The organism is Kastovskya adunca, assembly GCF_059505785.1.
This window is the reverse complement of sequence record NZ_JCACLG010000001.1, coordinates 1-23,814: the sequence shown is the minus strand read 5'-3', so window position 1 is coordinate 23,814 and position 23,814 is coordinate 1. Positions and strand designations below refer to the sequence as shown.

Here is a 23,814-nt window from a genome sequence, read left to right as displayed (position 1 = left end):
ACCTTAAAAAGGGGGGGAAATCTTGAGGATTTAAAGTCCCCCTTTTAAAGGGGGATTTAGGGGGATCTTCTAAGTGTGGCATTGTTTTATTCCCGACTGAAAAACTGCCGCATGATTACTCGGCAGGACTGAATTTACTAGGTTTACTGCAAAAACAACTATTGAAATCTGTGGTGTGTGTTAGTCCGTCAACACATCAAGCGCTGGAGAATGATTTGCTCGTCAATTTGCGCCCTACCGTGTCCAAACGTTGTTCGCATAGTTCTAGTAATGCTTCAGTAAACGGACGCCGCTCTGCAATTTGAGTACTGATGTAAATGTGTCGTACCAGCGTCAACGTCGTGTAAGAGTGTATCGCAGCACGATTTGCTTCACCAGAAAGCTCGACAAATCGTTCTTCCAGAGCTACTTCTTGCTCTGCCAAAGCATCTGGACTGCCCAATGTGCGTAAGCTCTGTTCTGTAATATGCCCAATGAAATTGCCAATATCTAAACCTGGATTTCCTTCACAATAAAGGTCAAGGTCTAGTAAGTAGAGACGGTTTCCGTCTACAATCACTTGGTCTGGATAAAAGTCTCGATGAATTCCCAAGAGCTGGGCTTCTGGAGTTGCAGCACCAAGCTGTTCACAAGCTTCTAAAACTTGCTCCAACCGTTTTTGCAGGTGCGGATAAATCTGAGCTACCATCGGCAGTCGCTCATGTAAAATACGCAATTCGTCTGCTATTGTATGGCGACGTTTGGGTGGGATGCCTGCTTGGTGAAGCTTATGAGATGCTTCGGTAATGCGTTTTGCTAAAGCGATTCCGTTTTGTTTGGCTAATAGCTTGGTTGCAATTTCACCAGGCACTTTACGCTGAAGCCACATCTGAAACTCTGGCACAATTCCTATCGGTTCTGGTACTGAAATACAGTCTTCGCTATTGTCAGAAAAACCTGCATTCCAGAGGGATTGCTGGAGTTGGTAGCTATTGGTATCTGTCCCTTTTGCACGCACTTTACCAATTAGAGTGATGACCTGAGATGAAGCGTCAGGATTTTCGATTTCCAGGTCATACTCGATTAAGCAGCGTCGTCCGGGCTTATGTCGAATAACGCGGATTGCACAGAGATTGATATTTTTACTAATAGGTGTTTGACCCCACCCCAACCCTCCCCTTAGTAAGGGGAGGGAGCTAGTTTCCCCCCTTAACAAGGGGGAACTAAGGGGGGTAGTTTCGACGTTTGTAAGAGAGCTAATGTGTGATAAGCATTTTGTAAATTGCTGATGTACGTTGAGCGGATCGATCGCCCTTGCCACGAAAGGCATCTTTGGATCGGCAGCAACATTAAATGGATCAATTACCGGAACACTCAATGCCCTCGACCTCCTGAAATCACTTCAACCTCGTCATCAGTGCTGCGTACCGCAGACTGCATCTGATATAGGGCGGCATATCGACTTTGAAGTTGCATCAACTCGGAATGAGTTCCTTGCTCCAACACCTGTCCGTGTTCCATGTAGAGGATTAAATCAGCACGAGTGGCGACATTAAGGTCGTGGGTAATTATAAAAGTAGTGCGATTTTGAGCGACACGTTCAAGCGCTTCAATCACCTCTTGTTCGTTCTTTTTATCCAATCCTGTGGTTGGTTCATCCAAGATGAGGATGGGGGTTTTGCGAATGGCTGCACGAGCGATCGCAAGTCGCTGGCGTTGCCCCCCGGAAAGCGTTGAACCTCGTTCCCCCAGAATCGTGTCATATCCCTGAGGAAGCGCCTCCACGAACTCATGAGCATTGGCGAGGCGGACAGCCTTCTCAATATCCTCACGGGTAGCATTAGGTACGCCATAAGCGATGTTTTCCCAAACGGCGGCGGCGAACAGGATACTGTCTTGCAGAACCACACTAATCTGAGGTCGCAAAGACTCTATCGTATACTCGCGGATATCGCGCCCATCAATTATCACTCGACCTGCGATCGGGTCATATAGCCGCAGCAGCAAGCTAACGAGGGTAGACTTACCACTTCCGGAGGAACCGACTAGCGCCACCTGTTGTCCGGGTTGCACCTCTAGGTTAATTTCTTTGAGTAAATCTTGTCCCGGTTCATAGGCAAAGCTGACGCGATCGAAGCGTACTGCTCCCTTAAATGGAGGAGCATGGATAGCATCGGGTGAGTTGCAAACATCCGGTTGTTCTTCCAAAATATCAATCACGCGCTCTGCTGATGCTGCCGCCTTTGATAACCGTCCCGTGTATTTAGCAAAGTTCTGCACGGGTTTGAAGGCATTTTTGAGATAGGTTAGGAAGACTAAAACATCGCCCGGAGTGAGAGCATCGCGCAACACCAACCGCGCTCCATACCACAACACGATCGCAGTCCCGATCGCAATCACAACATCAACTGTCCGTTCCAGATTAGCTGACAACTTCTGCGTTTTAACGCTTTCCTTCAGACTCTTCTTGTTTTCAGTAGAGAAGATTCCAGCGAAAGCGTCTTGGAGCGAAAGCGCCTGTATGAGTTTAATTGCCCCAATCGACTCAGCAAGCGTGGCAGCAACCGCTCCTTCTCTCTGGCGCTGCTTTCGAGAAGAATCCTTAATGCGATCGCTCAAACGGGTTGCGGCAAACCAGAAAAAGGGAAAGGTGATTAATGCCAGTAGTGTTAAGTCTCGGTCGAGCCAAAACATCACCCCAACCATACCAAACAGGGTGAGAATACTCACTACCAGTGGCAGAATGGCTGTCAATATAATTTCTTGTAGCCTGCTCGTATCGGTACTAATTCGCACGAGCAAGTCACCACTCCTCGCCTTGCTATAGTAGGCGAGCGACAGGCTCTGGAGATGGCGATAAAGGCGATCACGAACTTCCATCAATACGCGACTACTCACCAAAGCCAAGCCAACTGTACTCCAGTAAGAGGCTAAGGATCGCAATCCTGTAATTGCTACAACTCCGAATGCTGAGAGAGTCAGTAGCGTGAGTGGATCGAGTGTATTGAGGAAAGGAATTGCCGCTAGTCTGTCGTCAGATGATTTAATCAGGACGTGGTCAAAGACAAACTTCAAAGGCCAAGGTTCTAGCAGCCGCAGAATCACATCAGCGAGAAGTGCGATCGCGCAACTAATCAGCCAAACCGATTGATTGCGGATGTAGGGCCAGAAGTGATACCAGAATCGTCCGAGACTGGGTATGGATTTTTGGAGCGATAGCGAAGCGCTGCTGCGAAGCGCAGATCGTGCATTTGCCATTAGCGTTTTATACCAGTTTCATTAATACTTGCGGGAAACCTCTCCCCCAGCCCCTTCCCTGCAAGGAAAGGGGAGCCTCTTTGTTCCCCCTTCCCTTGCAGGGAAGGGGGTTAGGGGGTTAGGTCACTCGTTAACTTCATGCCATTACTTTTTGAAATCGGTATTGCTCCAACCAACTGAGATACTTGGTCAAAACCCGCTAATTGGACAATGCGTTGGGTAACGGCATCCCAGGTATGGTTTTGCATCATTGCCTTTCGTGCCGCTTGCCCCAAACGAGTCGCGAGATTGGGGTCTTGGTGTAAGCGATCAAGCGCCGTAGCTAAGGCAACTGAGTCACCCGGAGGAACTAACAAACCATTTGCTTCATCTTCAATCAGCGACTTCAGTTGTCCAATGTTACTAGCAACAACCGGAAGCCCTGCCGCCATATACTCGTAGACTTTCAATGGTGAAAAATAAAAGTCCGTTTGTGCTGGATAAGGCGCAACCGCAACCGTCATGGAAGCAAGCAAACCAGGAATTTCACTAGGGGCAACGGCTCCTGTAAAATGAGCGGCATCCAGTAAGCCCCGTGCTGATAAATCTGCCATTAAATTCTCGCGTTCTGGCCCATCCCCGACAATTAAGAGTCGAGTATCAGAACATTGCTGAAAAAGTTGGTCAAATGCCTCAACTAAAATGGGTAGTCCATGCCAAGGCTTCAGAGTGCCAACAAATCCAACGGTAAATGTTCCGGCACTGGTAGGCAAAGAGGGTTTAATATTGCTGGGAAAACGGTCAGGGTTGACGCCATTCGGGATTACATGCACCCGTTGGCTAACTCCTGGATACCCCTCCTCTAAATACGTCTTGATTTCTTCAGAAACCGCAATTAGAGCCGTCGCTGCACTAAAGACTCGTTCGGCTACTCGTTCAGCACTAGTGCGATCGCTTAAACCCCGGTGTTTTTCCTGCTCCTCAATTAAAGGCGCATTCACCTCCAACAGTCCCGGAATACCGACCGCTTGGGCATACTCCATTGCGGTGAAACTCCAGAGGGAGTAACGCTCATAAATTAGGTCAAAAGGTGCTTCCCGCTCCAGTGCCAAACGCAGATCGAGGTTTGTAGATAAAGCAGCTTGTTCCCGGACAGCTTGCTCTCCCTTGGGGATAGCTGGAAGTTGGTGAACTGTCACCGTCTCCAACCCAGCAGGTGGATCGCCTCCTAATCGTGTTGCAAACAGTTCCACTTGGGCACCTTGCCGTAGCAACGAACGAATCACCTCCTGAACGTGGATCGAGCAGCCCTTTTGACCAAAAACGGGGACACCTGGATCGGCACAAATATAAGCAATTCGCATGATTTACACCTCCTGAAGGGCTTTCATTTTCGCTCGATTTGTAGTGTGGAAGAGGGTACGCAGCAAAGCTGTATTCCGGTGAATATCAAACTCTGATTCAATCAATTGCCGTGCCTGAGTTGCCAGTCGCACCCGTAAAGTTGGATCGGTGAGTAAGCGAGCGATCGCATCTGCCAATGCTTTTGGATCGTGTTGCGGTACCATCAACCCTGTTTCCTCATCGCGCACCACTTCCGGGATGCCAGTCACGTCCGTTGCAACGCAGGGAGTGCCTAGCGCCATCGATTCCAGCAGGACTGTTGGAAGTCCATCGCGGTTACCATCTTTGCCAATCACGTAAGGTGCAGCGAAGACAGCCGCTTGCTGAACCTGCTCAAACACCTCATTTTGAGGGCGGGGGCCAATAATTTCGACGATTGATTGCAGACCGAGTTGTTGAATTTGCTCTCGTAATTCTGCTTCCAGGGAACCACTGCCGATAATTTGGCAGTTAAACTGGCAACCTCGACTCGCGAGAATAGCACAGGCATCAATTAAGATTGGAACGCCTTTTTTCTCCACCAAACGCCCGACTGAGATAATCTGCGGTGGGCGATGCAAGGGCGACTCATAAGAGAATTGCGTCAAGTTCAGACCATTGTAAATCCGCTGGACGCGAACTGCGGCATCTCCGTAGGTTTGTTGCAAGTATTCGAGATTGTAGTCACTAACTGTGATTACATTTGCTGCATCACTCAGCTTCCGCTTCATATCTTCAGGCTCGACACTTTCATGGAAAATGTCCTTGGCGTGAGCAGTGAAGGTGTAGGGAATCCCAGCAAAGTGGGAGGCGAGACGTGCTACAGTCGTTGCCACCGTGCCAAAGTGGGCGTGCAGATGAGTAATTCCCTTGAGACGAACTTCACGCGCTAGCCATGCTGCTTGGTAAACGCTGCTGGCTTGTTCCCCTTGCGCGATCGCTAGCTTTGCCCAAAAACCTGGTATAACCTTGCTTGCTTCCTGAAGTTCTGCCCAGAAGTAACTAGCGGCTGTAGGTGCAAGGCTATTGAGAGACTCGCTGACCCGCCCCTGAATTGGCTTGCGAATATAGTGAACTGGGGCGCGTACTTGAGAAATGATGTTCTGAAAGTGGGTTTCAGCAGGGGGACGCAGTGCAAAAATCTCAATTTCTAATCCCGCTGCTTCATGAGCCAAAATTTCATTAACCACAAAGGTTTCGGAGTACCTGGGATATCGTTTCAGCACGTAGCCAACGCGCATGGGTTCAGTCGAAAACATCCTTGATTTCTCCTTTATGAAACTTTGCAAGCAGAGGAAACTGGAGCAGCGACTGCTGCTGCAAGTAATTGGGGCAGACGTTCCAAGCCTTTGAAATCAATACGTTCGCGGCTTCGTGGGTTCATTCCTATACTTTTACCAATCCACTCAGTTAGGGCATAGGGATTGACCTCATTGGGATGAAGCACATCAACTAGACCCAACTCTTGCAAACGTTCAGCCCGAATTAGCTGCTCGCGCCGGGGTTTCACTCGTGGCACGATGAGTGCAGGCTTCTCGAAGGAGAGGATTTCGTAAGTCGTGTTGTATCCTCCCATCGCGATAACGCAATCAGCACGGCTTAACAGTTGTGTTGGTTCCGAGATGAACTCCAACACCCGTAAACGAGAATGCTCTGCTGCCCTGCGGTGCAGGTGTTGCCGAACCTTTTGCGGCATGAACGGCCCTGTCAAGATTACTCCATTTGTTTCCGGGGGCAGATTAGCCTGGGCAAAGGCTGCCGCCAGAGTCGCCCCATCCTGTCCACCTCCTACCAGGCATAGTGCCAACCGACCCGACGGGAGATCAAGCGCCGCAAGCGGGTCAGGGCTTTGAGTGCTGGCAAATTCAAGCCGTTTGCGTTGATCGAAGCAGCCCGTATACCACACTTTTGCCGCTATATCAGGGAAAAATTTGTACTCCTTTACTGGGTCATATACATCGGGGTCTCCGTACACCCAAACGCGATCGTAATACTTGCCAATGATGTCCTCGTTAGCGGCGTGCTTCCATTCGCGCTTTACTGTTATGGGGTCGTCTAGCACATCGCGCAGACCAAGTATGCAACGAGTATGCCCTTGCGCGTGGAGATATTCAAGGGTCAGATCGAGTTCCCGCACTGCCCCTCTTGGCACGTTGTCCACAATCAGGACATCCGGTTTAAATGATTCAACAGTGGCACGGATGATGTTGGCTCGTAGGCTAATTATCTCCCGCAGCGAGAGATTCAAGCGGCGTGACTGGTACTGTCCATCTTTCCCTTTATGTAGAGCTGGGAGAGCCACATAGTCTACTCCATCCGGTGTCTGAACGTCACTTCCCTCACGCATTCCAGTAATCAGCAGAATGTCAGTCTGCAAAGGAGAGCAGGCAAGCGTTTGGGCAATCAACAGATTGCGCCGCTTGTGACCGAGACCCATTGTGTCATGGGAATACAAAGCGATTCGTAATTTCCGCGAGCTTATCTCACTATCCTGTCCAGCTAGTGGGTCTAGAGGCTGAAACCACTTTGAAGGAGAAACATTTGTTGAACTACTTGTTAATCCTGGCAAAAGAAGATTCTGTTGGGCATCAAACTTTGTAACTTCACTACTGGAACTCCTTTGTGTATCGGAGTGGTTCTGTAGTAACTGCTTTTCCACCAACATATTCTCCTCCTTTGATTCGATCTGTGTCTCTCGCTAATGTCTCGATGGGATTGGCATCTAAATTCGTTAGAGTGTTAAATGCAGGGTCAGTTTTACTAGGGCGTGAGTTTAACGGTTTTATCAAAAATTAACTTCAGATTTACCTGTACTTAATTTAAGTTTGGTAAACTCCTATGAAAAGAGGATGAAGCTTCCATGAGAGTTTTCTCATATTGGAAGCAGTAGTCTGCCTTTCCCACAGCCTTGCTCTTCTTACTTTGTAGGCGCAACACAATTCACTCCCCCTGATGTGGGAGTTGCGCCCGGATTCGAGCCAGCAACTGCTTAAGTTTAGAGTTACTAACTCCGATGAAATATCCATGAAGCTTTCATGAGAGTTTTCTTATGTTCGCAGTCGGTAGCCCATGCCTCTGACGGTCTCAATTGGATCGCCACCTAGCTTCTTACGTAGGTAACCCACATAGACATCAACAATATTGGAGCCAGGGTCATAGTCATAACCCCAGACATAATTGAGTAGCTGCTCTCGGCTCATCACTTGTCCGGGGTTGCGGAGAAAGACTTCTGCTAAGGTAAATTCTCGTGCGGATAACTCGAGCAGGCGATCGCTTACTCGAATCTGACGGGTACGCAAGTCAAGGACAATGTTACCTGCTTTTAAGAGCGTTTCTTCCTTCCTTCTGGGTAAGTGGCTGTCGCGCAACCGCAAACGCACCCGCGCCAGCAATTCTTCAAAACGAAACGGCTTTGTCACGTAATCGTCAGCTCCACCCTCCAAGCCAGCGACTTTGTCCCTCACATCATCGCGAGCGGTGAGAATAATAATCGGCAGATATTCGCCCCGACCTCGCAACTCTTCCAACACCATCCACCCATCTTTGCCAGGAAGACCAATGTCGAGAATGAGCAGGTCAAAATTGTCGCTACTAGCGATGAGAACCGCTTCATCACCGTCCTTGACGACTGTGGTGGTAAATCCGTTAGCTTTTAGACCTTTCTCCAGAAAGTTGGCGATGCGAGATTCATCTTCTGCGATCAGAATCCGGTTCATGAAGCAACACCTCCTGGGGGGGGTCTAGTGGAATCACAAGAGTAAACGTTGAGCCACCACCCCGTTGGCTGAGAAGTTCTACCCTACCGCCGTGCGCTTGAGCGATCGCACGCACAATCGACAATCCCAATCCTGCCCCCTCAGAGCGACGGCGACTGTTGGTAGCGCGTGCAAAGCGCTCGAAGATTCGCTGCTGATCGGCAAAGGCAATGCCTTCCCCAGTATCGCGCACCCAGAAATGGGCGTTGCCCTCAATAAGCGCCGAGCCAAGCGCGATCGTATCTCCATTTTTCGTGTGCTGGGTCGCGTTCTGAGCTAAGTTCATCATTGCCTGAGTCAGCCGTTGTCGATCAGCTACAACGCGCCCCGTACCTTTATTCTCCAGACGCCAGTGCCGTTCGGCTAAGGCTCTGGCTTTGGCATACAGTTCCTCAGTCAAATTGCCAATTTCCAAGGTTTCCAGGTACAAAAAATTGGGTTGCTCTGCCTTAGCCAGTAGTAAGAGGTCATCGACAAAGCGACTCATGCGATCCAACTCATCGGTGACTAACTCTATCGTTTCACGCCGTTCTTGGGGGTCGTCGCCCAGCAGTTCTAAATGACCTCGGATAATCGTGATTGGAGTCCGGAGTTCATGACCTGCATCATTAATAAAGTCTCGTTGACTGGAGAAGGCCGCTTGGAGACGGTCTAGCATCTCATTAAAGGTGATGGTTAGTTCGGCAATTTCGTCTTTTCCTTGCACGGGAATGCGTCGAGTCAGGTCAGACTCGGTAATGGCGTAAGCCGTTTCGGTGAGTAAGCGTAGGGGAGACAGCACCCGTCCAGCCACGACCCAAGCCAGCACTGAAGCCACAGCTATCACGACAATCGTCACATGGATTGCGACGAAAATTACCTCATCCACCTTACAATACTCATGGGCAGTCGAGAAGCCTACCACAAACACCCCATGAGTTTTTCCCCTAACTATCGGCTGAGCCAGATACATGATAGTGCCATCTGAGGTTACCTTTTCACCTTGCTGACGCTCACTCACCTGTGCCCAGTGCTTTACTAGATCCGAATTAGAATTTAGAGAGTCTGGAAGGACTGTATAATTGGATTTGGATTTGTAGAATTTGCCATTTAACAGCGTAATTAAAAATTCATCTTCCTCTGTAAAGTTGCGAGATAAAAATACATCAAACATAGCAGCAACTTCATTGCCGAAGGGTTGGCCTGTATATGGATTTCGTCCCTCGACTAATCGGAGAAATTCTTTTTTCTCCTGAATCAGGGATTTTTCAAACCGCTTTTCTATGCGAACCAAGAGGACTTGACGAATAGTTAAGATGGATATTACTAGACAGAACATCATCAGCACGACGTACCAGAGCAAGATACGTGTTCTGACTCCGAAAAATAACATACGCCATCCCAGATTTTTATTTGTATTTGTCACGTCTAGTAAAGTGAAAAATTTTTCAAAATCGAGCAATCGCCCAAGTAGTTTTATAGCGTCATAGCGAACTAGTACATCCCGATAGACGTAACTGACCACTTAGAGTTGCTTGACTAACAAAACTAAGAAGCTAGGTGTTGCTGAAAGAGTAATGATTTCAGCGAGGAGAGGAACTGTCTGAATACAGCAAAACAGTGGAGCAGCAAGCGAAGTAAACACTTCAACATCTCCAATGATTTGAAGTAGGTTTTTCAACGATATGTCCACACTAGGAACACCTTTTAGAACCAGGGAACCATCGGTCAAGTTGAACGAAAGTTCTGCCATACCCGAGAGACTTATAGGCAAGCTGCCTTGTCAGTTCTCCCCATCCGGCGTCCAAGAAATTTACTTCAATGCGACTTGGTAGTTGACCACTCTTTTCGGAAGCTGGAGAACTTTGACAACTCACTTGACCACGAGTATTAGCAAAGAACAAGACATCCCTGTTATACAATTCTTTTACTATTTTTATCTCAGTTTTTGAGCGAAAATATATCCCAGACCATTGCAGGAAATAATCTTTGTCAGGTTGAGCCTGAAAATATTCCTCATAATTGGTATCCGCTGGAGGAACAAAAAGCGCTGAACTATTAGCTACTTTTTCTATATGTGTTTTCCATCTCTCAGTAAAAAACAATCTCCAATAATGAGGTGTGTTATGTCCATTTTTTTGGTGTGCATAAGCTAGATGTAGGTCAGGATGTATTTCAAGATAAAAACCTGGTTTTGTCTTTGAGTACAACCAGTTATTTAATGCCTTCCTTTATGCAGAGTAGAGACGCTCCACCGGAACATCTCTACCACAAGAAAATTTCTGTTTTGATGGTCTAAACCCATTCCTAATTTACTCGTCGTGAGCGAAGCGGTGGAAGAGGTAGTCTAGGGCGTGATTCCGCAGTCTGTAGTATTCTGGGTCTTCCATGATCAGGGCGCGATCGCGCGGACGCGGGAAAGGAATGTCCATAATCTCACCGATATTCGCCGCCGGACCATTGGTCATCATTACCAAGCGATCGGCTAAAAACAGCGCTTCATCAATATCATGGGTAATCATTAGAACCGTGCAGCGGTGGTCGTTCCAGATTTTCAGCAGTTCTTCCTGCAACTCTTCCTTGGTGATGGCATCCAAAGCACCGAACGGTTCATCCAAAATCAAGACTTGGGGACGAACCGCCAAAGCCCTAGCGATGGAAACCCGCTGTCTCATCCCGCCGGACATTTGCGGCGGCTTCTTATCAGCCGCTTCCGACAAACCCACCATCGCTAGATGTTCCCGGACGATCGCCCTTTTTTGGGCCTGGGACTTTTTGGGGTGAACGGCGTGAACAGCTAGGTAGATATTTTCAAACGCTGTCCGCCAAGGCAGTAGGGCGTAGTTTTGGAACACAACCATGCGGTCTGGCCCTGGCTTGGTGATGGGCTTCCCTTGCACACGCACTTCTCCGGCAGTAGGAAAGGCGAAACCCGACACCATGTTCAGCAGGGTCGATTTGCCGCAGCCCGAGTGACCAATAACGCAGATAAACTCGCCTTCTTCTACGGTCAGGTTAACGTCTTGGAGTACCGGGTACGAACCCTTCTTGGTTGGATACACTTTGGAAACGTTCTCGATCGTCAGGAATGACTCGGAATTGATGGCGGTTGCCCTTGGCTGTCGGGCAGTTTCGCTAACACTAAAGGCAAGAGGACGGTCGATCATGGCTTTTGTTGTACGTAGTTGGTAAGTGGACGGTAAGGTGAGTGATTAGTCTGTTGCTGGCTCGTTGCTCATCTTTGCTTACCCCCCCAGCCCCCCTTACTAAGGGGGGAGTACAAGGAGAAACCTTTCAGTCCTGGGAGCAGTCAGTTTCCGGTTCCTGTTCCCGTAAGGGGGGAGTACAAGGAGAAACCTTTTAGTCTTGGGAGAAGCCAGTTTCCGGTTCCTGTTCCCCCCTTAGCAAGGGGGGTTAGGGGGGTGCAAAATTTGCAGTGACCAATGATCTAAGCAGCTACAGAAAGACGAGGTGAATCGAGAACGACTTCCGCAATGCTGAAATCGCGTTTAATCTTCAAATTGTTGAGATAGCCAATCGGATCATCGGCAGTAAATGTGGTGCCATCAAACATGGCGATCGCGCCACTGGTATATTTCACATCCAACACACCCAGTTCTCGTGCGGCGGTGCTGAACACGTTTACCCGGCACACCCGTTCCATGATTTCCACCCAGTTTCGGGGGAAAGGTGTGTGACCCCAACGTGCCAACTGAGTCATGTGCCAAAGGTGTTCAGTTCGACTAGGGCGATTGACGCCATCGCCAAAGAATAGGTGATGGGCAAACTCTCGCATCGGTTGATCGAGACTACAGAACACTTCGTTGGGGTTTCCGAGGTGGATGTAAGCAATATCTGTATTCACGTACTCCCTCTGGGCGACAATCTGACGCACTTCTTGTTCGTTGGCAGGGTCAGTACAATACTGAGATGCCTCTAGCAACGCTTTAACTAAGGCAATGTGGGTGTTGGGATAAGCGTTTGCCCAGTCTTCGCGAACACCAAGCACTTTTCCTGGATGTCCGGGCCAAATTTCTAAGTCTGTGGCGACAGTAAAGCCAATCCCTTGCATCGCCGCCCGCGTATTCCAGGGTTCCCCAACACAGAAACCATCAATGGTTCCCCCTTGCAAATCGACGACCATTTGGGCTGGCGGGATGCTCTGGAGTGACAAATCGTGGTCGGGGTCGATGCCACCACTGGCTAACCAGTAACGCAGCAGCAGATTGTGCATTGAGGAAGGATGCACCAATCCCATCCGGTGCTGGCGTTCCGGGGAGGCGAGCAGCATTTTCTTGAAATCTGCTAGAGTGTGTACCCCTTGGTCGTAAAAGCGTTTATCCAGGGTGATGCCATTACCGTTGCGAGTCATGGTCATGGCGGTGACGATGGGCAACGGTCGGTCTTGATATCCTCCCAAGGTTAACCAGAGGGGCATTCCTGATGGCATTTGAGCTGCATCTAAGTAACTCCCGACCATGCCATCCATAATGCCGCGCCAGCTAGTTTCGCGCACGAGGTTGACTTCATCTAAGCCGTGTTTCTGGAAGAAGCCTTTTTCTTTGGCAACGGCGAGGGGGGCGCAGGCTGTTAGTGGGACAAAACCAATATCGAGGTTAACTTTTTCCAGACCGTGACGCGCGATCGCTGTCGTTTTTCTCGCCCGAATTTTCTTGATACGCTTTTGCTGATTGAGGAAGTAAATTATCTCACTCCGCAAGCTGTAGTAGCTGGGGTGTTCGACTACTTCCATCCGCTTGCGAGGTCGGGGAATATCCACCTCTAAAATCTGACCAATTTTGGAACCTGGCCCATTGGTGAGCATGACAATCCGGTCAGATAGCAGTACTGCTTCATCGACATCATGGGTAACCATGACGGCAGTGACTTGGTTTTCTTCGCAGATTTGCATTAACTGCTCTTGAAGATTGCCTCGCGTCAGAGCATCCAGCGCCCCAAAGGGTTCATCAAGGAGTAGCAATTTGGGACGGATGGCAAGGGCGCGGGCGATCGCAACTCGCTGTTTTTGTCCACCCGATAGCATCGTCGGCTGTTTGTCCGCATGAGGGCGCAACCCCACCATGTCGATGTGTCGCTCTACAATTGCTTTGCGATCGCTTGCAGGCAAATCCTTCATCACCGAGTCAACAGCTAAGGCAATATTTTGCCGTACTGTTCGCCAAGGCAACAGAGAATAATTCTGGAACACCACCATCTTGTCTGGCCCTGGCTGTTTAACTTTTTGCCCTTCCAGGGTCACTATCCCATCACTCGGCAAATCCAAACCTGCAATCATGTTCAACAGGGTGGATTTACCGCAGCCGGAGTGACCAATGAACGAGATAAACTCTCCTTTTTTAATGTGTAGGTCAATCCCTTTTAAGGCAACGTATTCACCACCACCAGTTAACGGAAAAACTTTATCAACTTGATCAACCGCAACAAAAATACTCATTAGTTTTTAGTCCTTGGTTCTCAGCCATTGGTCATTTATTCTTGGTTATTAGTTATTTGTTATGGGTCAGAAACAACTAACAACAAACAACTAATCACTACTTCTTTTCCTGTGGAGCAATCCTGGACTGCAAGTATGCTATTGCTCGGTCTAGAAGCAAACCTACTGCACCGATGTAAACAACAGCCAAGATAATTTCACTGACGTAGTTCTGCTGATAGGCATCCCAGATGAAAAAGCCAATTCCGACAATGCCTGACATCACGATTTCTGCGGCAATAATTGCCAACCATGCCAAGCCGATCGCAATCCTCAAGCCTGTAAAAATGTAGGGAAGTGCTGAGGGAAACAGAATATTTAAGTAATATTCTTTACGGGAGAGTTGCAAAACCTTAGCAACGTTGTTGTAATCATCAGGGATTTGTCTGACACCTTCTGCGGTGTTAATCAGAATTGGCCAGACTGAGGTGATAAAAATTACGAAAATAGCAGCGGGTTGGTTTTGTTGCAGGGCGACTAGCGCAATCGGCACCCAAGCCAAAGGCGCGACCATCCGCAAGAATTGGAAGAGTGGATCTAACGCCTTATTAATCAGTGGCTGTGTACCGACCAAAACGCCCACGCTAATGCCAACCAGTGCCGCTAATGAGTAGCCCTGAGCGACTCGCCCCAAACTCGCCATAGTCTGCCAAAATAAACCTTTGTCTAGACCACCCCGGTCATAAAAGGGATACATCAGTAGTATCCGGGTTCGGTCATCTGTCCAAACACTCAAGGGACCTGGCAGCCTTGTCACTCCGGAGCTGGAAAGTAGCTGCCATACGATTAAGAATCCCAAAATTCCCAACAAAGGCGGCACAATATCCTTAGATTGCTTTTTCCAGAAAGCCTGGATTGCATTGTTTGAACTAGGTCTTGGCTTGCGGTTGATTGTGTTGACAGTCATTTTCTTCCCCCTATTCAGATTGGGATGTAATTTGGGATGTAATTTGAGCAGAACTTGGAAACTTTTCCGTTGTGGAGTAATTTTTGACTTTTGACGCAGCGGATATATCCGTTACCCCAAAACCAGTTAATGATTCCTTAGCCAATAACGCATCCGTTGCTAAACTTTCTTAATCGCCAGACTATTGAGGTAAGCCTCTGGATTTTCTGGGTCGAACTCTTTGCCGTCAAAAAACTTCTCAACGCCGCGAGATGTACTTGTAGGAATATCGGCATCAAATCCTGCTTCTTTAGCCGCTTCCTTCCACAAATCCTCGCGGTTGACGGCATCAATAATCTTCTTAGCTGTGTCGATATCTGTAAGGCGATCGCGGTGGAAACCCCAGCGCATTGATTCTGTTAGGAACCACAAGTCATGACTCTTGTAGGGATAGGAGACATTACCCAAATCGTCTTTCCAGTACAGGGGACCTGCCTTAATGTCATTAAAAGCTTGTTGACCATCCCCCATTTCATACTTCCCTTCATAGGGAGGAGTAAGAACAGCTACAGGTATATTGAAGTAATTGCGTCCGGCACAAATTTGCACCAATTCTGCTCGGTTTTCCGGCTTATCGCACCACTGCTGTGCTTCCATTAATCCTTTTAAAAGGGCTTTAGTTGCCTTGGGATTCTTGTCTACCCAATCGGCTCTCATCGCTAAGTATTCTTCGGGATGAAATTTCCAGATTTGGTGGGTGAGTGCTGCCATGTGACCGATATCATCAGCAACGATGCGGTAGGGCCAAGGGTCACCTGTACTGAAGGCATCCATTGACCCGTTACGCATCCCTTGCACGGTTTCTGCCGGTGGTACTGCTAACAAGTCGATATCTCTATCCGGATCGACACCACCCGCCGCAAACCAATAGCGAATCCAGAAATCCTGATTCACGTTGGGAAAGGTGTGTGCCGCTTTAAACTTGCGTCCCTGACTGGCTTCAAATCCTTTGATATAGTCGGCGGCATTGGAAATATCTAATTGAAGTCCTTTGCCCTTATGGATACCTGCGATCGCAATCCCGTTCCCCTGCGTGTTCAACTGCGCCAGAACGTACATGGGCACCTTTCTCCCATTTGTAATAATGCCCTCGCTGATCAGATGAGGCATCGGCATCTGCCACTGTCCCCCATCAATGCCACCCCCTTCAGAACCAATAGTTACGTTGTCCCGTGCAGATGCCCAGTTCGCTTGCTTGGAGACTTCAACATCGGTCATGCCATACTTGGCAAAGAAGCCTTTTTCTTTCGCAATCACTAGAGGCGCTGACTCAACAATGGGGATATATCCCAACTTAGCTGTTGAAGTTTCTGGCATTTGTTCTGGGCTGATATCAGCAGCATTAACCGCATCTGCTGCTGGAACATTGGCTGTCTCAGGTGGGTTGCCCAAACAGCCTTTGAGGAACACAGAACTGGCAGCAGATGCACCAGCAGTGATCAGAAATTTCCGGCGAGAAAACCTAGAAAAATTGGACATAAAAACTCCTTGCAGCTAATACTTTCTTGTGTAGTGCTACTAAACAATTGCTATTGTTTTAGGGAATTGAAAACTCTTGAACTCTCTTGTCGGGTTTAGGTGCTATGAGCAAGCGACGCTTAGGTTTATCGAAACCTAGCGGCTTTCCTTTAGACAAGTTGGCTAGACAATTTGGCCATCGCTGAGTTAGGTCAAATTACTAGTAAACCCAATCTATATACATAAGATTAAATTGAGTGAACTTATCATTGTGAAGTGGGTGAAGAAACTCGTTATTTCTTCCCTTTTTTGGCAATGACAGTTTGCTAACTACTTTACAACTGGGTATAGATTAACACCTTTGCCTAATGAATAATTAGTTTTCTAGGGTAAAAACCAAAGGAATATTAAATGATACTTATAAAAAAATTGTTAATGTTTTGATTGCCGGATACTCAGGATAGTTGCTATAGAGTTATATCGATAGCAACCATTGATTGTGCCTTCTATTTCAGTAAATACTTTGTTAAACTGAACGCTAATTTCTCAGGAAACTAATAATACAAAAGGAAATAATTCACCAGTCAAGTTCTTCAAAGAGGGGAATATGTTACTTTTTTCATAAGCAATTATGCTTAGCCATTGAGTGGTGGTGAACCAACTGACCCAACAGCGATCGCAAATCCAAGTCAAAGACATCATTGGTCGCAAGTTGTTTTCTGACTTTGATTTTCTGACTGTCTTGCCGCTCCAAGCGCAAGATCATCAAAAAACATCGCTTCTCCTGACAGACCAGCTCAACTATAAGTTTGCCGAATGATTTGCATTAGGGGTCGTTAGACAGATACTGCAAGCACTGCTCGTACTGGCCTGGGTAGTCCTGGGCGACCCGCTGTTCTAGGCGTTGGGCGATCGCTACATCATGCTTGGCATTGCCGATCAGGTGAGTATAGCCCAATAGTTCTGGCTGCTCCGATGAAAAGGCGGCTTCTGGGGATTCAAACAGACACTGCATTGCAACGCCTGGAAAACTAGAGTTCGTAATCTGCTGGTGATATTCTACGCAAGCCGCAAGGAAGTATTGTTCAATTAACAAACAATCTCCTAGCTTATTCTCCATCCTGACAAAAGCGGCTTGATTGCGTGGATGGGTGGCAATTTGCAAAGCCAGGTCTGTATAATAGCGAAGATTTTAGTTGGGTCTGGGGGCATTGAAGGCACCCTAGCGACAATTTGCGTTGCAGTGGGTGTACTGAGCAGGGTCGCTGCCACCGTGCCAAACCGAACTGGGGGCGTTCCCTAGTCAAAATCGCTGCCTGATATCGTAATACGATCGCCTACCTGCCCTGACTTCGGCGTAAATTGCCCAGGAAATGGGTTGAACTTTGGGACTGGAGGAGCCGCAGGCTCTACCACAAACTCTCGTGTAAATCGGTTATTGGTCGGTACCTGATCCATTAGCACATTGTCGGGATCTACCGTGAAGCTTACCCGATAGGTGCCGGGTTCATTGAGCGTGACCTGAAACTCAGTGGATGGATCGAGCAATTGCTCCTGGATTCGCAGAGCACCATGAAGGTAAATTTCTGCGATCGCCTTATCTGATGGAAGAGGGGGTATGTCGTCCGATTCATCAATTTCATCAATGACATCAAGGCTAGCCTGAGCACTCAACTCAAGTGGCTGGCTTCCAATCAATCCTGCTTTTAGCGACACCTCCGTGAGCATCGCCGGGGTTTGGGTTGCGCCATGCAGGTCATTAACGGAATGAATGCCGACGGTTTTGAGCCGTTGGATTTCGCTGTCCTGAATGTCTGGCAGTGTATTGAGCGGCTGGAGATTATCCGTGCCCAGGTCTACGGACTTGCGGGTTTCCTGCACCTGGGTATCGAGGGCGGGGGAATCGTTGGCAAAGAGGGAGCGATAGTCTGCGATTCTTGCATATTGGACTCTTCTGCGTTGGAGTTTTCGTTCTGATTACGAATACGAGTCATGGTTTTTCCTTTTGTGACGATGTCGTTTGACGTTGACGGATGACGGTCAAGCCGTCGTTTGAGCAATCTAACTGGATGATGCAACTCCAGGAGCAGGTCATTTTGCTCCCATAGCTGATCGTGACAGTTGAAACTTTGTGAGGAGGATGGTTGAGGTGTTGATGGTTCCTGCGTCTATCACAGGAACCATTACCCCTTTCCAGGGCAAAAGCATCCTCTGGTGCTGGAAGATCGATGCTGCCGAGCTCGCGGGTGGTCACAGTAACCACGCCCGTGGTTTTTCATTGGGAGGGTGTTTGAGATAATCATTTTTCGTGTGCTACACGATGAAAAATCACCTTGAGGACCCACAGGCGTTAGCCACCGCCAACGGGATGAGCCGTACCGACTTCCAGGGGATGACGGGAATCAGGCATTCAGCCCGAAGACGTCCGTATCCACCCAATCTTGTTTGAGGAGAACCCACCAATCCACGGAAATCCCTCGCTGGATGTAGGTGTAGGGCAACCAACCATAGCCTTCTTTACCCCAATCCGTTCCCCAGGAATTCCGGATGAGAATAGCCCCTTTGGTCTTAATTCCACCCGGTTTGAAATGCTCAATCACCAGGGAATCGTCGTAGCCCACTGCAATCATGGCATGACCACCCAGGGGGCGATCGCTATTCACTGGATAAGGCAATTGCCCCAGAGTATCGGGACAACTGGCATGAATCATGGGTGAGTCAAACATCATCGTGCCAAAGGTCAGGGGAAATCCGGCAGCTAATTGGGTTTTGATCGCCAGCAGCTCATCATCGTAAATATCGGGTGTATCTAACCGGACGTAATGCATCACTTTGTAGTTGGATGCGAAGGCATAGCAAAAGGCTGGGGGTTCAACATCCAGTTGGCTCAGGTCGCAAGTCCAGTACTCTTCAGGGGGTAGTCCAAACAGTCGCAAGGCTCCCATGGTTGTCCGCAAAAAGACCCCTACGTTTCCCTGCACCTTTAGCAAGTTTTTGGTGGTTTTGTAGAGGAATAGCCGAGAGCGGTGGCGATACTCTTGAAAGGCTTTTTGCTCCAGGTATTCGGCGATCGCTGTCACCACATGGGCGGTGCAGGACTCCAGTTTGCCCTGATTCTCCACAGGAGAAAATCCAGGTCGGAGATCTACAAAGGGTGACAGATCTAACTTTTTGAATTGCCGAGTCTCAATTAATTTGGCAGAACTGCCCATTACGGTATCTAACAGAAGACGAATAGTCTTGCTGGTTAGCCGTAAGTCTCGATAATCGGGATAATCTCGAATCCAGCCCATACCGTGCTGGCGACGAACAGTTTCATTCATGCAGCGTCATCACTTTTAGTCAGAAAACTATCCATAAACTGGGGAGTAGATGCAGAACCAAATGGCACAGGCGTTAGCCCCCGAACCATTCGGTCATTGAGTGCAATTCACACCGAGTCCTAAGGGGAGAAGGCTCCATAGGTTTCTTGAACTCTTGGTAATGGAACTACATAGGGTACTCTGTAAACGTCATCCCCCTTTTGAAAGGTTCCGGATTTTTAGCGTTAAATGCAAGTATCAGAAGCAAAAAAGGAAAGCACCATGACCTCAGGAATTTCCTACTCTTGGTAAGTCCCCTTTCCCAGAAGTAACTCCAAGCCTCACCGAGCCAGACTGCCTCGCTTTCAACTAATAAGCAAAGTCAAAAAATATATATCGGGGGCTGGCTCCTCATCGCTAACCGCGACACTATAAACCAAGGACTGTAAATGAGAACTAACGTACTATGAGCAAGGTCAATGTAAGTTGAAGTAGAAAAAAGCGTGATTTATCGCTGGATAAGACTTTTAATCAAGTGGTGACAGAAAATCAAATTTTGGGGAGTCAGGCACAAAAAATTGAGGGAGAAAAAACATGACTCGCAGAATAATCCAGTTCAATATCTTAGCGGTCACGGCACTAATGGCTACCTTGTTTCCAGGAGGTCAAGCTCTGGCAGAAGAAACCTACTCCCAAAAAGCTAGCCTCTTAGCTGACATTGCCGTTCAGTATAGAGCGATAGGACAATCTGAGCAGGCTCTCAAGATTTTAGACCAAGCCCTGCCCTTAGCCCAAGTGAGTACCAATGATTGCTTCAAAGGCACTGCTTTAGTAAAAGTGGCTGGAGGTTATATCCTGGCTGGACAGGAAGCGTTGGGGAAGAAACTTCTAGCAGAAGCCATCCAGATTGCCCGTACCCAAACAGCAACGGGCTGTCATGTTAGTGCAACTTCTCCGGAAGAATCTTTACTAAACCGAGCTTCTGAATACGCAGAAGTTGGGTACTACGACTTGGCTGTTGAGATTATCACAGGGGTGAACAATCCTGTGTTCACTCCTATAGAAATGGCAGAGGTGACGGGTCATTATGCCAAAGCCGGAGAGGGTGAGCAAGCAACTCAGGTCTTGAACCAAGCACTCGAAATGGCACAACGCATTGACAATGCCGAATATAGAACTCTGACTCTGAGGGGAATTGCCTCTTATCTAATTCAAGCAGGACAAACAGAACTTGTGCCTCAAGTGTTAGAGCTTGCCCTTAAGAGTACATCTGCCATCAATGAGGTACAATCCCGCGACAATGCCGCCGCCATAAAACTGTCTGGGATGTTAGACATTACTTCTCAATTTGCCGAAGTTGGACAACAACGTCGAGCCAAAGAGCTTCTCGATCAAACGTTACCAAAGATACGGACATTTGATTCTAAGCCCTTTCCCCTGCAAAAAACGCTCAACCTGGTTGAAACAGCAGTCCAGTATGCCGCATTGGAACAGAACAACTTGGCAGTCGAGATATTAGCCGAAGCTCGAGCCTCGGCACAGATAATTGATGAATCTCAAACCAAAAACAATGCAATAGCTAGGGTAGCTGGAGGTTACGCAGAAATCGGAAACTTTGAGATGGCGCAGCAAATTGCCCGCTCTATTAAAAGTGTTAACCATAGGGAGCAGGCATTCCGTGGAATTGTGCTTGCTTATGCCAAAGCCGGAGACTCTGAGCAAGCGGTTCAACTGGCAAAATCGATAGGAAGCCCATACGTCACCTTTGGAGGCATTGTCAGGCATTATTTACAGAGTGGACAGTATGACCTAGCGCTTGAGATTGTTCAACAAAATAATCTGTCTGACTTGCTGTCGGATGTGGCGATCGCTTACCTTGAGGCAGGGCAGCCTGAGCAGGCTCTAAAGATTGCTCAGTCTATCGACTCCCCGTCTGATACCAGGCATCAAAAGGATGGGAGATTTTCGGCGATCGCTCCTGGGTTTGCCAAACAGGGAGATTGGGAGCAAGCGCTTCAGGTGGCTCGATCCATAAAAGACAAAAGTTACAAAGCTCAAGCTCTGACGGCGAGCGTCGAACAACATGTGACCAGAGAACGAGAGAGCAAAGGACTGATTCAACAAATTCTTTGGATGCTTACCCGTCGCTTCAATTCTCTATTGGGCAATTCGAACGACTCAAACGACTTAAATAAAGGCAAAGCCTCGGATTTTCTAGAGCAAGCGCTTCAAGTTGTCAATTCAATGACACCAAAACGCTAAGGAGCAATATCTTGTAACAGCGCTGAACAGGAAGTGGAGTAACATTTATTCCTAGTTTCGTGGCGACAGGAACAGGTGAGACGCGATCACCTTGAGAAGTGTTGGAAAGATGAACTGCTACCTCATTTGTGCCAACCTAAAGTAATCCCAAGTTCGAGGAAGAGCAGTAAGGGGCAAAGCAATGCCCAAAGCCTATTTGACGTCCATCAGAGCCCGAGCGACAACCATATCCGGGATTTGCTCGACCCGGTGACACCTGAGCACGTTTTTCCAGTGTTTGAGGAGAATCTTGCAGGTGTTGGACAACAGGGGCAGTTGGCGGGCTTCCGCTCGGTTGCAGCCACCCTGTTAATTGCGTTAGACGGCACCAAATACTTTAGTTCGAGTCATATCTACTGCTCGGCCTGTTCAACGCGCACCTTGAAGTCAGGGGAGACCCACTACTTCCATAGCGTCATCACTCCGGTCATGGTTTGTCCAGGGCAGACACATGTGATTCCGTTGGTGCCTGAGTTTATCGTGCCGCTTTCTGGGGCATGACAAGCAGGACTGTGAGAATGCTGTGGCAAAACGATGGTTGTCGCAGCATGGGCAGCAAGCAGCCTCTCTCCTCGTTCCTGGCGACGCTTAACATCTTGTCCTTGCTATTCCACACGTTGCTGGAGTTGCTTGACCAGAAGTACAAGCTGCTACGAGCGCATTTGCCTACTCGCAAAACCTTTTTTGATGATTTGCGGGCGTTAACTCGTTATATGACATGTATTTCGATAGTTAGGATCATCTACTCACCTTCATGCTTGAATGTCTAGAGCTAGACATCCCACCGAATACCAGTGAATTTCCACAATGAGAATTGCTAGTGCGATTGCTACTTCGCCCTCTCAAATTATGGGATGTTCTGGTTCCTGATTGACTCATACCCTAGATTAACGTCAGTACGGGTTAAGCAAAAGGCTGAATCCTTGGTAGGGTAGGACTCCAAGCCCGACAGAAGAGGAAAAGGAGGGAGCGATTAGCTGAAAATATCAAATAACCAATCATTCAGCACCCCCTTCCTATGACTAGTCTAGAAGAACTATTTTGCCAGATCGATGATTTTTGCCAAAGCTTTGAACCCCGATGGCAGGCAACGCTTTTAGGTAATGGCTTGAAGCCTCGTCAGCGCCGCCGAGCCTTGAGCTTGAGTGAAATCATGACAATTCTGGTCAGCTTCCATCGGCAGTCGTACCGCAATTTCAAACATTTTTATCAGAAACACGTCTGTCTCTACTGGCGGCAAGCCTTTCCCGGACTGCCCAGTTATCAACGGTTTGTCGATTGGATGCCCTCGAGCTTGATGCCGTTGTGCCTCTATCTCAAAGAGTGCTTTGGGCAGTGCCGTGGTATCAGCTTCATCAATTCCACCAGCTTAAAGGTCTGCCACCTGACACCGGGTAATACCGATGACCGTAAACCCGTCCCCGATCTGCTTAAACCCTGCTTTGGTAAGGTGTTTGCCGACCGAGGCTATGTCTCCAAAAAGCTCGCTCAACAGTTACTTGAGGACTTTGACATCACCTTCTTTGCTAAACCTAAGCGCAACATGAAGAATTAGTTGATGAGGCTGACTGACAAGTTATTGTCCCGTCAGCGTAAGGGTTATTGAAACGATTATTGACCAATTCAAGAATATCTCTCAAATTGAGCATTCTCGCCATCGTAGCCCCATCAATTTCCTGGTCAATGTCGTCTGTGGATTGATTGCAAGAATGCCATCAGCCCACGAAGCCTTCCCTCAATCTGGACTGGGCTTTACCCTCTGCTGCTTAACCGTACTGACGTTAGATTAGCCACGTTCACACTTGCTTTTCTATCTAGAGCTAAGCTGAAAATGAAGGTCAGTTTCTCCCTAGCGCGAGGAAAATCAACTAACTCAAAAAGAAAAGCCCCTTTCATCGAGAAAGGAGCTTGTTCATATAGAAGTAATAGACCTGGCATTGAGCTATTTTCCCGTAGGGTTACCCCCAGAGTATCTTCGCC

General features: G+C 48.2%; 17 protein-coding genes and 4 pseudogenes. 5 read left to right on the top strand and 16 right to left on the bottom strand.

The features are described from left to right. Nucleotides 1–196: 196 nt before the first annotated feature. From AC5JR3_RS00105 to AC5JR3_RS00050, 12 genes and pseudogenes are all read right to left on the bottom strand, one after another. Nucleotides 197–1,357 carry a phosphotransferase gene (locus AC5JR3_RS00105; RefSeq protein WP_495841803.1) on the bottom strand — a complete coding sequence of 387 codons (1,161 nt, stop codon included), beginning with the start codon at nucleotides 1,355–1,357 and terminating at the stop codon, nucleotides 197–199. Further along, the gene (locus AC5JR3_RS00100; protein ID WP_495841801.1) at nucleotides 1,354–3,237 is read right to left on the bottom strand and encodes an ABC transporter ATP-binding protein; all 1,884 of its coding nucleotides are present in this window, start codon (nucleotides 3,235–3,237) and stop codon (nucleotides 1,354–1,356) included. Before AC5JR3_RS00100 ends, AC5JR3_RS00105 begins: the two co-directional genes overlap by 4 nt. A gap of 110 nt (nucleotides 3,238–3,347) precedes the next feature. Further along, nucleotides 3,348–4,580 carry a glycosyltransferase family 4 protein gene (locus AC5JR3_RS00095; RefSeq protein ID WP_495841799.1) on the bottom strand — a complete coding sequence of 411 codons (1,233 nt, stop codon included), beginning with the start codon at nucleotides 4,578–4,580 and terminating at the stop codon, nucleotides 3,348–3,350. Between the two features lie 3 nt (nucleotides 4,581–4,583). After that, nucleotides 4,584–5,840, bottom strand: a complete 1,257-nt coding sequence (locus AC5JR3_RS00090; protein ID WP_495841962.1) for a glycosyltransferase — start codon at nucleotides 5,838–5,840, stop codon at nucleotides 4,584–4,586. 32 nt (nucleotides 5,841–5,872) lie between these two features. Then, nucleotides 5,873–7,081 (bottom strand): glycosyltransferase family protein, encoded by a 1,209-nt coding sequence (locus tag AC5JR3_RS00085; protein WP_495841960.1) that lies wholly within the window; start codon nucleotides 7,079–7,081, stop codon nucleotides 5,873–5,875. A gap of 565 nt (nucleotides 7,082–7,646) precedes the next feature. Continuing rightward, complete coding sequence (locus AC5JR3_RS00080) at nucleotides 7,647–8,315, bottom strand: response regulator transcription factor (protein WP_495841797.1); 669 nt, start codon at nucleotides 8,313–8,315, stop codon at nucleotides 7,647–7,649. Then, on the bottom strand, nucleotides 8,287–9,759 hold the full coding sequence (locus AC5JR3_RS00075) for a sensor histidine kinase (protein WP_495841796.1): 1,473 nt from the start codon (nucleotides 9,757–9,759) through the stop codon (nucleotides 8,287–8,289). Before AC5JR3_RS00075 ends, AC5JR3_RS00080 begins: the two co-directional genes overlap by 29 nt. A 271-nt stretch (nucleotides 9,760–10,030) precedes the next feature. Further along, nucleotides 10,031–10,138: pseudogene (locus AC5JR3_RS00070) on the bottom strand (zinc ribbon domain-containing protein); the annotation flags it as partial. A 507-nt stretch (nucleotides 10,139–10,645) separates the two neighbouring features. Beyond that, nucleotides 10,646–11,500 carry a nitrate ABC transporter ATP-binding protein gene (locus AC5JR3_RS00065; protein WP_495841794.1) on the bottom strand — a complete coding sequence of 285 codons (855 nt, stop codon included), beginning with the start codon at nucleotides 11,498–11,500 and terminating at the stop codon, nucleotides 10,646–10,648. A gap of 281 nt (nucleotides 11,501–11,781) precedes the next feature. Further along, on the bottom strand, nucleotides 11,782–13,788 hold the full coding sequence (locus tag AC5JR3_RS00060) for an ABC transporter ATP-binding/substrate-binding protein (RefSeq protein ID WP_495841792.1): 2,007 nt from the start codon (nucleotides 13,786–13,788) through the stop codon (nucleotides 11,782–11,784). Nucleotides 13,789–13,885: 97 nt separating this feature from the next. Beyond that, entirely contained in the window at nucleotides 13,886–14,734 is an 849-nt protein-coding gene (gene ntrB / locus AC5JR3_RS00055) for a nitrate ABC transporter permease (RefSeq protein ID WP_495841790.1), read from the bottom strand. A 159-nt stretch (nucleotides 14,735–14,893) separates the two neighbouring features. Beyond that, complete coding sequence (locus tag AC5JR3_RS00050; protein ID WP_495841788.1) at nucleotides 14,894–16,252, bottom strand: CmpA/NrtA family ABC transporter substrate-binding protein; 1,359 nt, start codon at nucleotides 16,250–16,252, stop codon at nucleotides 14,894–14,896. Nucleotides 16,253–16,880: 628 nt separating this feature from the next. On the opposite strand from AC5JR3_RS00050, the gene AC5JR3_RS00045 reads away from it, so the two are divergent. Next, nucleotides 16,881–17,051 carry a hypothetical protein gene (locus AC5JR3_RS00045; protein WP_495841786.1) on the top strand — a complete coding sequence of 57 codons (171 nt, stop codon included), beginning with the start codon at nucleotides 16,881–16,883 and terminating at the stop codon, nucleotides 17,049–17,051. 6 nt (nucleotides 17,052–17,057) lie between these two features. Here the strand turns inward: AC5JR3_RS00045 and AC5JR3_RS00040 are convergent. From AC5JR3_RS00040 to AC5JR3_RS00025, 4 genes and pseudogenes are all read right to left on the bottom strand, one after another. Continuing rightward, nucleotides 17,058–17,405, bottom strand: a pseudogene (locus tag AC5JR3_RS00040) (DUF6734 family protein); the annotation flags it as partial. A gap of 125 nt (nucleotides 17,406–17,530) precedes the next feature. Further along, on the bottom strand, nucleotides 17,531–18,112 hold the full coding sequence (locus AC5JR3_RS00035) for a hypothetical protein (protein WP_495841784.1): 582 nt from the start codon (nucleotides 18,110–18,112) through the stop codon (nucleotides 17,531–17,533). Between the two features lie 109 nt (nucleotides 18,113–18,221). Then, nucleotides 18,222–18,485, bottom strand: coding sequence for a hypothetical protein (locus tag AC5JR3_RS00030; protein WP_495841782.1), 264 nt, complete (start codon nucleotides 18,483–18,485; stop codon nucleotides 18,222–18,224). 148 nt (nucleotides 18,486–18,633) lie between these two features. Continuing rightward, on the bottom strand, nucleotides 18,634–19,554 hold the full coding sequence (locus AC5JR3_RS00025) for a C1 family peptidase (RefSeq protein WP_495841780.1): 921 nt from the start codon (nucleotides 19,552–19,554) through the stop codon (nucleotides 18,634–18,636). A gap of 573 nt (nucleotides 19,555–20,127) precedes the next feature. Between AC5JR3_RS00025 and AC5JR3_RS00020 the strand changes: the two genes are divergently transcribed. The 4 genes and pseudogenes from AC5JR3_RS00020 to AC5JR3_RS00005 all read left to right on the top strand — a co-directional run bounded on the left by AC5JR3_RS00020 (nucleotide 20,128) and on the right by AC5JR3_RS00005 (nucleotide 23,604). After that, nucleotides 20,128–21,795: a tetratricopeptide repeat protein gene (locus AC5JR3_RS00020; RefSeq protein ID WP_495841778.1), complete on the top strand. Its 1,668-nt coding sequence runs from the start codon at nucleotides 20,128–20,130 to the stop codon at nucleotides 21,793–21,795. 159 nt (nucleotides 21,796–21,954) lie between these two features. Then, nucleotides 21,955–22,420, top strand: a pseudogene (locus AC5JR3_RS00015) (ISNCY-like element ISAtsp9 family transposase); the annotation flags it as partial. Further along, nucleotides 22,353–22,604 (top strand): hypothetical protein, encoded by a 252-nt coding sequence (locus AC5JR3_RS00010; RefSeq protein WP_495841970.1) that lies wholly within the window; start codon nucleotides 22,353–22,355, stop codon nucleotides 22,602–22,604. The pseudogene AC5JR3_RS00015 and the gene AC5JR3_RS00010, both read left to right, overlap by 68 nt. A gap of 248 nt (nucleotides 22,605–22,852) precedes the next feature. Continuing rightward, nucleotides 22,853–23,604 (top strand): annotated as a pseudogene (locus AC5JR3_RS00005) (transposase). Nucleotides 23,605–23,814: the final 210 nt, after the last annotated feature.

Bases quoted from the DNA above. Each gene is read 5' to 3' on its own strand.
- AC5JR3_RS00100 (WP_495841801.1), bottom strand. From the start codon at position 3,237: ATGGCAAATGCACGATCTGCGCTTCGCAGCAGCGCTTCGCTATCGCTC.
- AC5JR3_RS00095 (WP_495841799.1), bottom strand. From the start codon at position 4,580: ATGCGAATTGCTTATATTTGTGCCGATCCAGGTGTCCCCGTTTTTGGT.
- AC5JR3_RS00090 (WP_495841962.1), bottom strand. From the start codon at position 5,840: ATGCGCGTTGGCTACGTGCTGAAACGATATCCCAGGTACTCCGAAACC.
- AC5JR3_RS00080 (WP_495841797.1), bottom strand. From the start codon at position 8,315: ATGAACCGGATTCTGATCGCAGAAGATGAATCTCGCATCGCCAACTTT.
- AC5JR3_RS00065 (WP_495841794.1), bottom strand. From the start codon at position 11,500: ATGATCGACCGTCCTCTTGCCTTTAGTGTTAGCGAAACTGCCCGACAG.
- AC5JR3_RS00060 (WP_495841792.1), bottom strand. From the start codon at position 13,788: ATGAGTATTTTTGTTGCGGTTGATCAAGTTGATAAAGTTTTTCCGTTA.
- ntrB (WP_495841790.1), bottom strand. From the start codon at position 14,734: ATGACTGTCAACACAATCAACCGCAAGCCAAGACCTAGTTCAAACAAT.
- AC5JR3_RS00050 (WP_495841788.1), bottom strand. From the start codon at position 16,252: ATGTCCAATTTTTCTAGGTTTTCTCGCCGGAAATTTCTGATCACTGCT.
- AC5JR3_RS00025 (WP_495841780.1), bottom strand. From the start codon at position 19,554: ATGAATGAAACTGTTCGTCGCCAGCACGGTATGGGCTGGATTCGAGAT.
- AC5JR3_RS00020 (WP_495841778.1), top strand. From the start codon at position 20,128: ATGACTCGCAGAATAATCCAGTTCAATATCTTAGCGGTCACGGCACTA.
- AC5JR3_RS00010 (WP_495841970.1), top strand. From the start codon at position 22,353: ATGCTGTGGCAAAACGATGGTTGTCGCAGCATGGGCAGCAAGCAGCCT.